The following is a 13,731-nucleotide window of genomic DNA, read 5'->3' as shown; positions in this document are numbered from 1 at the left end:
CGCGTAACTCGATAGCATCTATGACCGCCTCTCACTCTGAAACTCCATCTACCAAGCCTGATGCAAGTACTTTTATTTCTGACCATCAACAGGTGGATCGCAGTAAGCTAAGTCAAATGTACTTGCACTATGTCGAGACGAAGGATAAATATCCTCACGCGGTATTGCTGTATCGGGTAGGAGATTTCTTTGAATGCTATTTCCAAGATGCTGTAAAACTAGCGCAAGAATTGGAATTAGTTCTCACTAGCAAACAAGCTGGAGAACAGGGACGAGTGGCGATGTCTGGTGTTCCGCACCACGCTTGGGAACGCTACGCAACGCTGTTGGTAGAAAAAGGCTATGCAGTCGTAATTTGCGACCAAGTAGAAGATGCTTCTGAAGCTGCTGGTAGATTGGTGCGGCGCGAGGTAACGCGCATCCTCACCCCAGGCACTTTGCTGGAAGAAGGAATGCTCAAATCAAGTCGCAATAATTACCTCGCAGCAGTAGTAATTGCCGCAAATCATTGGGGTTTAGCTTATGCAGACATCTCCACAGGGGAATTTCTTACAACTCAAGGCAGTGATTTAGAACATCTGACACAGGAATTAATGCGTTTGCAACCTTCAGAGGTGTTAGTTCCAACAAATGCGCCTGATTTAGGTAGTTTGCTGCGTCCGGGAGAAACTTCGCCACATCTCCCCCAGTGTTTGCCACCATCATTTTGCTATAGTTTGCGATCGCAAGTTCCCTTTTCCCAAGGCGAAGCTAGACCTCGATTATTGCAGAAATTTAAGGTGCGATCGCTCGAAGGACTCGGTTGCGATCATCTTCCCCTCGCCGTTCGTGCGGCTGGCGGTCTTCTGGAATACTTGGAAGATACTCAAAAAGAAAATCCAGTTACCCTTCAAAGACTCCGCACCTATACTGTCACCGATTATCTGATTGTTGACAATCAAACCCGCCGTAACCTGGAAATTACTCAAACCGTCCGAGATGGCACTTTTCACGGTTCTCTACTCTGGGCATTAGATAGAACTAGTACAGCGATGGGCGGGCGGGCTTTGCGGCGGTGGTTGTTGCAACCGCTAATCGATATTAAAGGCATTCGGGCACGTCTTGATACCATCCAAGAATTGATGGAAAATACACCACTGCGTCAAGATTTGCGGCAGTTGTTACGCCAAATTTATGACCTGGAACGACTCACAGGAAGGGCAGGTTCTGGTACAGCTAATGCTAGAGATTTAGTAGCTTTGGCAGATTCCCTCTCACGCTTACCAGAATTATCCACCTTGGTAACTGAGGCGCGTTCTCCTTTCCTCAAAGCTTTGCAGAAAGTCCCAACTATTTTGGAAGAATTAGCACAAAAGTTACACGCGCATCTTGTAGAGTCACCACCTATACTAATCAAAGAAGGCGGATTGATTCGCCCTAGTGTAAATCCCTTGTTAGATGAGAGAAAGGCAACTGTAGAAGCCGATCAGCAATGGATTGCCAATTTAGAAGTTGATGAGAGAGCTAAAACGGGTATTTCCACTCTGAAGGTAGGATTTAACAAAACTTTTGGTTATTATATCAGTATTTCCCGCACGAAAGCTGACCAAGTACCCGCTAATTATATCCGCAAGCAAACTCTGACCAATGAGGAACGTTACATCACCCCAGATTTGAAGGAACGGGAAGCCCGGATTCTCACAGCGCGGGATGATTTAAATCAGTTGGAATATGAGATTTTTACGGTATTGCGGGAAGAGGTAGCACAAGAGGCGGAAGTAATTCGCAATTTGTCTCGTGCAGTGGCAGCGGCAGATGTGTTGTGTGGTTTGGCTGAATTAGCGGTGCATCAAGGCTACTGTCGTCCAGAAATGTTGTCAGAAAGGGAGATAAACATTATTGATGGGCGTCATCCGGTGGTGGAACAGTCTTTACCTGCGGGTTTCTTTGTGCCGAATTCGACTCAATTGGGTCAAGAGTCATTAGTCATTAGTCACTTGTCATTAGCAGATGACCAAGGGCAAATGACCAAGGACACAGACGCGCCAGAGGCTTCCCGCAGGGTAGAACAAATGACAAATGACAATCCCGATTTGATTATCCTCACTGGGCCAAACGCCAGTGGCAAAAGTTGTTATTTGCGTCAGGTGGGATTGATTCAGTTAATGGCGCAGATTGGTAGTTTTGTACCAGCTACGTTTGCTAGATTGGGAATATGCGATCGCATTTTCACCCGTGTAGGTGCAGTAGATGATTTAGCTACCGGTCAATCTACGTTCATGGTAGAGATGAATGAAACGGCGAATATTCTTAATCATGCTACATCTAGGTCGCTAGTATTGTTAGATGAAATTGGTCGAGGAACAGCAACATTTGATGGTCTTTCCATAGCTTGGGCGGTGGCGGAATATATAGCAGTGGATATTCGGGCGCGAACGATTTTTGCTACTCACTACCATGAATTGAATGAACTGGCAAGCATTTTGCCGAATGTGGCTAACTATCAGGTAACAGTGAAAGAATTACCCGACCAAATTATCTTTTTGCATCAAGTGCAACCCGGAGGCGCTGATAAGTCTTATGGTATTGAGGCGGGAAGATTGGCAGGTTTACCAGCTGTAGTTATTCAACGAGCAAAACAAGTGATGGGTCAAATTGAGAAACACAGTAAGATTGCGATGGGGCTGCAAAATCTGGATTGATATCTTACCGAATCGCATTCGCGCAGTATCTCGTTAGAGAAAGACGCAAAGAGGAGGGCACTTCCGTGGGCGGGTTTCCCAATTTGAGGAAAGTGCCCATCGCAAAGGAAGAAGGAAAGAAGAGAAATTGAAATTTGATTCACCGATCAAAATTTTTGGGACAGACCACTAGCTTAAAAGAGCAGGAAATTTGCCCAGTAGTTGAAATCTGGTTAACCTTTATGCTTAAAATTGCACAAGAGGTTTATTTAGCATCTACTAAAAGCTAAAGTCAACCCTTTGCAGGACTCCCATAAGCAATGCTGACTGAAATTTTGCCTTTCCACTTTGAGTTAGACACGATCGCGATCGCCGGAGCGAGTTTGTGGTCATTGGCGCTATATCTAGGTTTTTCTCAAGTTAATGAATGGGTAATCGAGCAACTCAATCGCTGGTTTAACTTTGCCGAGCGATCGCTTTATACTAGCCAGTCAGAATTTGAAAAGACTCGTAAAGCCAGAGAATCCCAAAATGCTTTCTACGCTTCATTATTTAGCATTGTGCCTTTTTTGGTAGTTGGTGCTTTATGTAACTGGGTTCTGGAAATTAGTTTAGGCCAGAGTTGGGGAATTAGTACAGGTATATTAGCTTGTATGGGCACTGGTATTTATGAACTTGGGCGCAGGGATGGAGAATCTTCCGATTAAGTAGAGAAAAAAGTGAAGGATTGACATTCCATTGAGAATTTTTTCCCACTTCCTTTACTTCCAAATTTCCTCACCAACAATCTGTGCTATCTTCTGGGCTGCACCGCTTTCACCACGAATATTACGGAGTTTAGCGCGGATATCATCCAATTTTTTTGGATGCGCCAAAAAGTCTAAAACCATTTCCCCAATTTCTTGAGGTTGAAGTTCACCCATAAGTTCTGGCACTATCTCTTCCTGTGCCCAGATATTTGGCCATGCTAATAAACCTTTGCGTCTCACAAATCTCAGGAATAACCAATTAATCACCTTGGTAAAGGGCGTACCTACCCCTGGCAGATTTGTCAACAACCCAGGTAAACCATCCCAAGCACGCATGGCATCAAGTTGCTGTGTTGGCAGTAAAACAATCATTGGCATTCCTAAAGCACCAAGTTCGGCAGTGTTTGCCCCCACCGTAGTTAAGCAGATGCAGCACTGGGTTAATAAGTGATATGCAGGGTTTTCTTGCCACAGTTCCACAGTTAAGCCTGTTGTTGTTTTGAGCAATGCCTTGCCTCTAGCATCCTCTGGGGCAATTAAGTCAGCACCGCCAAAGCCAAAGATTTCAGCAATAGAGTTCTTTTGGGGATCGGCAAAATTAGCTAAAGTTTGTAAATCCAAAGTTGGGGCCAGAAGAATCACAAATTTAGTTTGAGGTCTTTTTGCATGAACGTATTCGGCAATGCTTAAACTTAATGGCACTCCTTGGGCTAATTTTGCCGCTTTTGAACCAGGCAGTAAACCTATTAATTCAGTCTCTTGTCCTACCTTGTGGGAAGCTGTTGACGCGTCTGTGTCATTAATCATTTGTGCTTCGTTGTTTGCTAAGGACATAGGCGCTTCGCCTTCTTGCAGGGTATGACCAATGACTAATGACGAATGACTACTAGCTTCTACCATCAAATCACCGACAACGGTGAATTTGTGAGCATATTTCTGGGGGACACCAGCAGCAACTTCAGGTTTCATCACCCCAAAGCGATCAATCCACTTATGCCAACGGGCTGACCATTCAGCGTAAACTACTGTGCGATATCCTAGCTTTTTGCCTATGACTACGGGGAAAATTTGATCGCCACCGAGAAAAACAACTACACCGTGACTTCTCCAATCCCAATTGTCAAAGGTTTTACCCCAAAGCAAAAATTGCCAAAAATGCTCTGCTCCCTGTACTCTATCTATTTCTGGGTAAGAAAGAGCGATCGCAGCTTCTTTTCCACTAGCATTTGAGCAAGGCGATAGAATTACACTGATTCTCACTTGATTTCGGTCATCGCCAAATTTTTGCCGTAATACCTTTACTACTGGGCGCACCCAGGTTGTAACCTCTCCAGGCCCATTTGAAAGGATAAGAATATCTACTTGAGTCATTAGTTAATATTTAAGAGTTAGGGGTCATTAGTCAAGAGGGAAATATTACAAAATGCTTTAAGAATTGTACAAGACCAATTATCTCAATGTACTCAAGAAACCCAAAATTTAAATCAATCAATAGCGGAAGAAAGAGCAAGACTTCAAGAATATGGTAATGGTCTTGGAGGGATGTTATTTGGGACAAAGTATAGGGCATTAAGACATCATTAAGCTACAGTATTGCGAGCAAAACTCGCACAAAATGTTGCTGAGAATAAAGCGAATATTTTAGAGAGGAAACAAAATCTCCAATCTGATATAAAAATTTTAAAAGAACAGATAAAGCAAACTAAATCTTTATTAAAGGAGCAACAAAAATCACGAAATAAAAGTTAAAGTGCAATTAGAAATCAAGCTAAAAGTACTGTAGGACAACTATCTCAACTTACGAAAATGTACCAAGATGGTTTGTTATCTGAAGTTGAGTTTTCTATCGCTAAAAGAAAATTATTAATGGAAGATGATTTTCAGTAAGATAACTTATATTTTTTGAAATTTCTATCTACAAAATTATACAGACACCTTTAGAACAAGTCGCCCAAGTTATTGAAGTACTCAACGACACCCGTATCCGCATTGTTAATTGAGTACTTCTAGTAATTGGGCGATCGCATCTCGCCAAACATACCAATTTTACAACCCGCACAAGCGGGTTTTGTTTTGTAAATCCAACAATAAACTTAATAGCTATTTAACTATTAAAGATAAGTATTACGAAAAATTTACAAATAAGTGAGCGCATACTTTTAAACACAGTCAACAATTACAAAGAAATATTTCGTTTTTTATATCGATTTGTGTCAGATACACGATAAAATGCCCACTGGGCAAGCGTTTTCTGATAAAAAACACATATTGCCTAAAGATCACAAAGTTACCTGTGGCTGATGATGCCGCTAGGAACTTCCTTCAGAGAACACGCATCAAAGGAGCCGAAGAAGCATGTTCACACACGTCAAGTCCACCATTAGACACATTGCGCCAGATAACTTACGCGGACGTAATTTAATCAAGGTGGTCTATGTCGTGCTTGAGTCCCAGTACCAGAGTGCTTTGTCGCAAGCGGTTCGCACGATTAACGCGAACAATCCCAACTTGGCGATTGAAATCAGTGGGTACTTGATTGAGGAACTCCGCGACCCTGAGAACTATGAGGAGTTCAAACGAGAAATTGAGAGTGCGAATATCTTCATCGCTTCCCTCATTTTCATCGAAGACTTAGCACAGAAAGTAGTAGCAGCAGTAGAACCACACCGCGATCATCTGGACGTTTCTGTTGTCTTTCCCTCGATGCCAGAGGTAATGCGCCTGAGTAAAATGGGTAGCTTTTCCTTGGCACAGTTGGGTCAGTCAAAAAGTGCGATCGCTCAATTCATGCGGAAACGCAAAGAAAAATCCGGTGCGGGATTCCAAGATGGAATGCTGAAGCTTTTGCGAACCCTGCCGCAAGTGCTGAAGTTCTTACCAATGGACAAGGCACAGGATGCCCGAAATTTCATGCTCAGTTTTCAGTATTGGCTAGGTGGTTCTCCAGAAAATCTGGAAAACTTCTTGCTGATGCTAGCTGATAAATATGTATTTAAAGGTTTAGACAAACAAAATTTTGCACCTTCTACATACGAACAGCCGGTGGTTTATCCCGATCTAGGGATTTGGCATCCTTTGGCTCCTAGTATGTTTGAAGATGTCAGAGAGTACCTCAATTGGTACACAGCTCGTAAGGATATTTCTAGCGATCTCAAAGATCCTTTAGCTCCCTGTGTCGGATTAGTATTGCAACGCACTCACCTAGTTACAGGGGATGATGCCCATTATGTAGCAATGGTGCAAGAGTTGGAAGCACTAGGCGCACGGGTACTACCTGTATTTGCTGGTGGTTTGGATTTCTCCAAGCCTGTTGAGGCATACTTCTATGAACCAAATACCAACACACAGTTGGTAGATGCAGTGATATCGCTGACTGGTTTTGCTTTAGTCGGTGGCCCAGCCAGACAAGACCATCCCAAAGCAATTGAGGCACTCAAACGCTTAAACCGTCCTTACATGGTGGCGTTACCCTTAGTATTCCAAACCACAGAAGAGTGGATGGATAGCGATTTAGGGTTACATCCAATTCAAGTAGCTTTGCAAATTGCGATTCCTGAATTGGATGGCGCAATTGAGCCGATAATTTTATCAGGTAGAGATGGGACTACAGGCAAAGCGATCGCACTGCGCGATCGGGTTGAAGCTGTAGCCGAACGCGCTTTAAAATGGGCTAACCTCCGCCGCAAACCGAAGCTGGAGAAAAAAGTTGCCATCACCGTTTTCAGCTTCCCGCCAGATAAAGGCAATGTGGGAACCGCCGCTTATTTAGATGTATTCGGCTCCATCTACGAGGTGATGAGAGCAATGAAGAATAACGGCTACGACTTACCAGAATTGCCAGAATCCGCCGAAGCGCTGATGCAAGAAGTCATCCATGACGCTCAAGCGCAGTACAACAGCCCAGAACTGAACATTGCTTACAAAATGTCGGTTCCTGAGTATGAGGCACTTACCCCTTACTCTCAACGTTTAGAGGAAAACTGGGGCCCACCTCCCGGACATCTCAACAGCGACGGGCAAAACCTGCTGATTTATGGTAAGCAATTCGGTAATGTCTTCATCGGTGTGCAACCCACATTTGGTTACGAAGGCGACCCGATGCGGCTGTTATTCTCCCGTTCAGCCAGTCCTCACCACGGTTTTGCTGCCTACTACACTTACCTAGAGCAAGTTTGGAAAGCTGATGCTGTACTGCACTTTGGTACACACGGTTCCTTGGAATTCATGCCAGGTAAACAGATGGGGATGTCTGGTGATTGTTATCCAGATAACTTGATTGGCTCAATTCCCAACCTGTATTACTACGCAGCCAATAATCCTAGTGAGGCGACAATTGCCAAACGCCGGAGTTATGCCGAAACAATTTCTTACTTGACACCGCCGGCAGAAAATGCTGGTTTGTATAAAGGTTTGAAGGAACTCAGCGAGTTAATTGCTTCTTACCAAACCTTGAAAGATAGTGGACGCGGTGTTTCCATTGTTAACAGCATCATGGATAAATGCCGGATCGTGAATCTGGATAAGGATATTAACCTGCCAGAAACCGATGCCAGAGACATGAGTGCTGATGAGCGGGATAATATTGTTGGCAACGTCTACCGCAAGTTGATGGAAATCGAGTCTCGGTTGTTGCCTTGTGGATTGCACGTCATTGGTAAACCACCAAGTGCAGAAGAAGCGATCGCAACTCTCGTCAACATTGCTAGTCTAGATCGTCAGGAAGAAGGACTTCAAGGCTTACCGGGAATTATCGCTAACAGCATTGGGCGTAATATTGACGATATTTACCAAAATAATGACCGGGGCATTTTACAAGATGTCCAGTTATTGCAAGATATCACCTTAGCAACCCGTGCAGCAGTTACCGCCCTTGTCCAAGAGCAAACCGACGCAGAAGGGCGAGTTTCTCTAGTTTCCCGGTTGAATTTCTTTAACATGGGTAAAAAAGAACCTTGGGTAGAATCATTGCATAAAGCAGGTTATCCCAAAGTCGATACCGCAGCCCTAAAACCCCTGTTTGAGTATTTGGAATTCTGCCTGCAACAAGTTTGTGCCGACAACGAACTAGGAGCATTGCTCAGAGGCTTGGAAGGTGAGTATATCCTACCTGGCCCTGGTGGCGATCCCATCCGCAACCCGGATGTATTGCCCACGGGTAAGAATATCCATGCACTCGATCCGCAATCCATCCCCACAACAGCAGCAGTACAATCAGCCAAAATCGTCGTAGACAGGCTTTTAATCCGTAACAAGGCTGAAAATGATGGAAAATGGCCAGAAACCATCGCCTGTGTCCTTTGGGGAACCGATAACATCAAAACTTACGGTGAATCCCTAGCCCAAATTATGTGGATGGTGGGCGTGCGTCCAGTTCCCGATGCCTTGGGACGGGTAAACAAGTTGGAATTGATATCTCTAGAAGAGTTGGGACGACCCAGAATAGATGTGGTAATCAACTGTTCTGGTGTATTCCGCGACTTGTTCATCAACCAAATGAACTTGCTAGACCAAGGCGTGAAAATGGCAGCTGAGGCGGATGAACCCTTAGAAATGAACTTTGTTCGCAAACACGCTTTGCAGCAAGCCCAAGATATGGGGATTAATCTGCGTCAAGCAGCGACGCGCGTTTTCTCCAACGCTTCTGGTTCCTATTCGTCAAATATCAACTTGGCGGTAGAAAACAGCACTTGGGATAGCGAAGCCGAGTTGCAGGAAATGTATCTCAACCGGAAATCCTTCTCCTTCAATTCCGATAACCCCGGAATCATGGACGAATCCCGGCAGATTTTTGAAAGTACATTAAAAACTGCTGATGCAACCTTCCAAAATCTCGATTCTTCCGAGATTAGCTTAACGGACGTTTCCCATTACTTTGATTCAGATCCCACAAAGCTTGTGGCAAGTCTGCGGGGTGATGGTAAAAAACCAGCATCTTATATTGCAGATACAACCACAGCTAACGCCCAAGTGCGGACATTATCAGAAACCGTGCGTTTGGATGCGCGTACCAAATTGTTAAATCCCAAATGGTACGAGGGGATGCTGTCTCACGGTTACGAAGGTGTACGCGAACTCTCCAAGCGGTTGGTGAATACAACAGGTTGGAGTGCGACAGCTGGCGCTGTGGATAACTGGATTTACGAGGATACTAACGAAACCTTCATCAAAGATGAAGAAATGCAGAAACGGTTGTTGAACCTTAATCCCCATTCTTTCCGCAAGATTGTATCAACTTTGTTGGAAGTGAATGGACGCGGTTATTGGGAGACTAGCGAGGATAATTTAGATCGTCTGCGCGAGTTGTACCAAGAGGTTGAAGACCGGATTGAAGGGATAGACTAGTACTAGTTGGGCAGGCATCTTGCCTGCCTAAATTTGCTATTTTATTTATGAATCTGGCATGATCAAAAAGAAACACATGGAAACAGGTGTTTATGCTCAACAACTAGAATTATTTCAGTTATTTGAACCTGTAAATGTTATAAGTTCTCAATCAAAATTTACATTTATAGATTTATTCGCTGGCATAGGTGGATTTAGAATACCTCTGCAAGAGTTAGGAGGAATATGTCTAGGCTATTCGGAAATTGATAAAGAAGCTATTAAAGTTTACCAAAATAACTTTATTCGTGATGCCAATGCTAACGAAGCATATTTAGGAGATATTACTAATTTAAATAAGCTCCCATGTGAGATAGATTTGCTAGTCGGGGGTGTTCCTTGTCAACCTTGGTCAATCGCTGGGAAATTACAAGGCTTAGACGACCCCAGAGGTAAGCTATGGATTGATGTTTTTAGAGTGGTAAAAGCTAACCAACCGAAAGCATTTATATTTGAAAATGTTAAAGGTTTAACAGAGCCAAGAAATAGAAAAAGCCTGGAATATATACTTAATAATTTAACAGCATGTGGTTATGTGGTAAAATACAAGGTGCTTAATTCCTACGATTTTGGTTTACCTCAAGATAGAGACAGGATATTTATTGTTGGAATTAGAAATGATATTGAGAAATGCTGGGCTTTTACGTTTCCTAACTCTTTAAATAAACAGCTAAAGCTTTATGAAGTAATTGCTGGTATTCAACATAGTAATTTTGCCAAAAAAAGATTTTCACCAGAAATTTTATTTCCTGATGGTAAAATTCCAGCTTCTAGAGGCAGATTTCAAAAAATAGATGAATTAAATGATTTTTTCACTTTTGCTGATATCAGAGATGGACATACTACTATTCATTCTTGGGACTTAATAGAAACAACTTTAAGAGAAAAGCTCATTTGTAAAACTATATTGAGAAATAGAAGAAAGAAAATTTATGGACTTAAAGATGGTAATCCTTTAGAATTTGAAATATTACAAGCTCTCATTCCTAGTTTACAGATTGAAGAAATAAATATTTTAGTAGCCAAAGAAATTTTACATCTTGTCGAGGGTAAAGGCTATGAATTTGTTAATTCTAAAATTTCTTCAGGAATTAATGGCATTTCTAAAATATTCTTGCCTCATGCTGAGGCTATTGCAACTTTAACAGCAACTGGAACTAGAGACTTTATTGCAACTATATCTATGGAATGTCAGGAGCCAGAAGCATATAAGCAAACTTTTATTCAAGAAATTTATGTCAAAAAAAACTATAAAAATTTAACAGCCACAGATTACGCTAGATTACAAGGATTTCCAGAAACTTTTAAAATCGCTGAGAGTGAGAGTACAGCCAAGCATCAATTTGGTAATGCGGTTTCTGTTCCTGTCGTTTACCATTTAGCAAAAGCTTTGTTAAAAATAATCCCCATAGATTAAATAAATTTAAATATGGCAGCTATTAGTTCAAACACTCGTGCAGTAATTAAAGGTTATCTAGAAGGATTTATTAAAGCTCTTGTAGATGAGTATAAAGAGCGTAAAATTTTAAAGCCAGATAATGCAGCAGAGTATTTATCAAGATTCTCATCTAATGGAGAATTGAAACCATTTCAAGCAGCACTGATTCCACCAGAATTAATACGTATCAACCAATTTGAAAGAGGTTTGAGTACAAAGCTAGGTAATTCTTTTGAAGAATGCGCTCGCTTAATTGCTCTAGAACATCATCAAGATGTACGTCGAGGTTATGATATTAAATCGGAAGTAAGTCTTGCTGCTTTTGCACAAGCTGAACTTCAAAAACAAAATTACGAATCGGCTGCTAAAAAAGAACAAGCAAAGCCATCTTTTGAACAGATGATAACTGCTGTTATCAATGCTTGTCGTAGTGATGATTTAGAAATAAAGGTCGTTCGCGCTGATCTTTATATTCTGGCGAAAAACGGCACAGAATTTTTATTTGAAATCAAAGCTCCTAAACCAAACAAAGGACAATGTTTAGAAGTCTTGCAACGTCTCCTTAGATTTCATTTACTGCGCGGTGTAAATCGTCCTCAATTACAAGCTTACTATGCTATGCCTTATAATCCATACGGTGTCACTAAAGCTGATTATAAATGGACACAGGCAAAAAGCTATCTACCTTTTGAAGAGGCTGTAATTATCGGAAATGAATTTTGGAATATTGTAGGGGGAGCAACTGCTTATGAGGAGTTATTAGAAATCTATCTGGAAGTGGGGCGGGATAAAAGTAAATATATGTTGGATGCTTTAGCTTTTGGGTTTTAAGAGTTATTTAACAAACACAACCATAAATATAATAACAGACGATCGCTTGATTTTTGAGGTTTTCTGCAAGGCGATCGCACTCACTCTTCCACAACAGGCGATGTCTACGAAGGGCTACGCCTACGCTTTTATATATTCCACGATATCATAATATGATATCATTAAATCTATGGCTATATTCAACTTAACTGTAAAATGGCTGTAATTGTATTGATTAAATGGATCTCAATAACAAACAACGTCAGATTTTAGAGTTAATTTTTACAAATCCTGTACCATCTAATATTCTTTGGAAAGATATTGAAAGTTTATTTATAGCTCTCGGTGCTGATATTACTCAAGGTAGAGGTTCGCGGGTTCGTGTGAAATTAAATGATGTGAAAGCTGTTTTTCACGAACCGCATCCTCAAAATGAGACAGATAAAGCAGCAGTCAAATCTGTTAGAGAATTTTTAATTAAGGCAGGAATTGAAATATGATGAATTATAAGGGATACACAGCTAGTATAGAAGTAGATATAGACGCGGGAATACTTTTTGGTCAAGTCCTAGATATTAATGACGTGATTACCTTTAAAGCAAAAACTGTAGACGAAGCGCGTCAAGAATTTCAAACTTCTGTTGATGATTATCTTGCTTTCTGTGAAGAACTAGGAGAGGAGCCTGATAAACCATTCTCTGGTAAACTTCCATTCCGAACAACACCAGAACACCACCGCAAAATATTTATTGCTGCTAAAAAGGCTGGCAAAAGCATAAATGCTTGGATGGATGAAATCTTAACTGGTGCTGCGGATAAAGTAATCAACACTTAGAGCCAATCATTCTAAATATTTTTTTTCGCTAAAGTGCATTTGCCTTCGGCATTTTTATGGGAATATTCAAGTTTAAATTTTTCTATGGATGCGTTAACTATTAACTTTGCTCCTGTTCTTCAAATAACAGATGAGCAATTCTTCCAGTTATGTCAGATAAATGAACTAATTAGATTTGAGCGTAATTCTGATGGCACATTGCTACTAATGCCTCTAGTCGGAGGCTTAACCAGCAACCGTAATGCTAATTTAACTGCTCAACTTGGAGTGTGGAATCGTGATGAGTCACTAGGTATAGCTTTTGGTTCTTCGGTTGGGTTTATTTTACCAAATGGAGCAGTTCGTTCGCCTGACGTATCTTGGTTAAGATGTGACAAATGGGATTCTCTTACACAGGAGCAAAAAGAGAAGTTTCCGCCTGTATGTCCTGATTTTGTAGTGGAATTGCGTTCTGATACTGATTGTTTAACAAGGCTACAAAATAAAATGCAAGAGTACCGAGACAACGGTGCTAGATTAGGTTGGTTAATTGATTTAGAAACTCGGCAAGTAGAAATTTATCGCTCTGGTAGAGATGTTGAAGTGCTGCAATCTCCTGCTAGTTTATCAGGAGAAGATGTACTGCCTGGATTTGTCCTTAATTTTGAAGATATCTGGTGAATTGATTAAAAGACGAAGTGCGATGTCTACGACGGGCTACGCCTACGCATTTGCTTGTTGAGCGATCGCATTAGCTTGTTGAGCGATCGCATTAGCTTGTTGAGCGATCGCATTTGCTTGTTGGGCGATCGCATTTGCTTGTTGGGCGATCGCATTTGCTTGTTGGGCGATCGCATTTGCTTGTTGGGCGATCGCATT

General features: G+C 41.8%; 9 protein-coding genes. 8 read left to right on the top strand and 1 reads right to left on the bottom strand.

Going from position 1 to position 13,731, the window contains the following annotated elements:
- Nucleotides 1-20: 20 nt before the first annotated feature.
- Entirely contained in the window at nt 21-2,681 is a 2,661-nt protein-coding gene (gene mutS, locus V7K25_RS07585; protein WP_335156580.1) for a DNA mismatch repair protein MutS, read from the top strand.
- A gap of 299 nt (nt 2,682-2,980) precedes the next feature.
- Nucleotides 2,981-3,367: a hypothetical protein gene (locus V7K25_RS07580; protein ID WP_335156578.1), complete on the top strand. Its 387-nt coding sequence runs from the start codon at nt 2,981-2,983 to the stop codon at nt 3,365-3,367.
- 54 nt (nt 3,368-3,421) lie between these two features.
- Here V7K25_RS07580 and V7K25_RS07575 read toward each other — a convergent pair whose 3' ends face one another.
- Nucleotides 3,422-4,780 carry a lipid-A-disaccharide synthase gene (locus V7K25_RS07575; protein ID WP_335156576.1) on the bottom strand — a complete coding sequence of 453 codons (1,359 nt, stop codon included), beginning with the start codon at nt 4,778-4,780 and terminating at the stop codon, nt 3,422-3,424.
- Between the two features lie 984 nt (nt 4,781-5,764).
- Between V7K25_RS07575 and V7K25_RS07570 the strand changes: the two genes are divergently transcribed.
- The 6 genes from V7K25_RS07570 (at nt 5,765) to V7K25_RS07545 (ending at nt 13,533) form a co-directional block, all read left to right on the top strand.
- On the top strand, nt 5,765-9,751 hold the full coding sequence (locus V7K25_RS07570; protein ID WP_335156574.1) for a magnesium chelatase subunit H: 3,987 nt from the start codon (nt 5,765-5,767) through the stop codon (nt 9,749-9,751).
- Between the two features lie 76 nt (nt 9,752-9,827).
- Entirely contained in the window at nt 9,828-11,207 is a 1,380-nt protein-coding gene (locus V7K25_RS07565) for a DNA cytosine methyltransferase (protein WP_335156572.1), read from the top strand.
- 12 nt (nt 11,208-11,219) lie between these two features.
- Nucleotides 11,220-12,059, top strand: coding sequence for a TdeIII family type II restriction endonuclease (locus V7K25_RS07560; RefSeq protein WP_335156570.1), 840 nt, complete (start codon nt 11,220-11,222; stop codon nt 12,057-12,059).
- A gap of 218 nt (nt 12,060-12,277) precedes the next feature.
- Nucleotides 12,278-12,538 carry a type II toxin-antitoxin system HicA family toxin gene (locus tag V7K25_RS07555; RefSeq protein ID WP_335156568.1) on the top strand — a complete coding sequence of 87 codons (261 nt, stop codon included), beginning with the start codon at nt 12,278-12,280 and terminating at the stop codon, nt 12,536-12,538.
- On the top strand, nt 12,538-12,873 hold the full coding sequence (locus V7K25_RS07550; protein WP_335156622.1) for a type II toxin-antitoxin system HicB family antitoxin: 336 nt from the start codon (nt 12,538-12,540) through the stop codon (nt 12,871-12,873). Before V7K25_RS07555 ends, V7K25_RS07550 begins: the two co-directional genes overlap by 1 nt.
- A gap of 84 nt (nt 12,874-12,957) precedes the next feature.
- The gene (locus V7K25_RS07545; RefSeq protein WP_335156566.1) at nt 12,958-13,533 is read left to right on the top strand and encodes a Uma2 family endonuclease; all 576 of its coding nucleotides are present in this window, start codon (nt 12,958-12,960) and stop codon (nt 13,531-13,533) included.
- Nucleotides 13,534-13,731: the final 198 nt, after the last annotated feature.

The sequence above is a fragment of the Nostoc sp. genome (assembly GCF_036919495.1).
GTDB lineage: Bacteria > Cyanobacteriota > Cyanobacteriia > Cyanobacteriales > Nostocaceae > Nostoc.
The sequence above is the reverse complement of the archived record's forward strand: the minus strand, read 5'-3'. Positions and strand labels throughout refer to the sequence as shown.

Coding starts and splice junctions, on each gene's coding strand:
- V7K25_RS07555 (WP_335156568.1), top strand. CDS start 12,278: ATGGATCTCAATAACAAACAACGTCAGATTTTAGAGTTAATTTTTACA.
- V7K25_RS07545 (WP_335156566.1), top strand. CDS start 12,958: ATGGATGCGTTAACTATTAACTTTGCTCCTGTTCTTCAAATAACAGAT.
- V7K25_RS07575 (WP_335156576.1), bottom strand. CDS start 4,780: ATGACTCAAGTAGATATTCTTATCCTTTCAAATGGGCCTGGAGAGGTT.
- mutS (WP_335156580.1), top strand. CDS start 21: ATGACCGCCTCTCACTCTGAAACTCCATCTACCAAGCCTGATGCAAGT.
- V7K25_RS07560 (WP_335156570.1), top strand. CDS start 11,220: ATGGCAGCTATTAGTTCAAACACTCGTGCAGTAATTAAAGGTTATCTA.
- V7K25_RS07550 (WP_335156622.1), top strand. CDS start 12,538: ATGAATTATAAGGGATACACAGCTAGTATAGAAGTAGATATAGACGCG.
- V7K25_RS07580 (WP_335156578.1), top strand. CDS start 2,981: ATGCTGACTGAAATTTTGCCTTTCCACTTTGAGTTAGACACGATCGCG.
- V7K25_RS07570 (WP_335156574.1), top strand. CDS start 5,765: ATGTTCACACACGTCAAGTCCACCATTAGACACATTGCGCCAGATAAC.
- V7K25_RS07565 (WP_335156572.1), top strand. CDS start 9,828: ATGGAAACAGGTGTTTATGCTCAACAACTAGAATTATTTCAGTTATTT.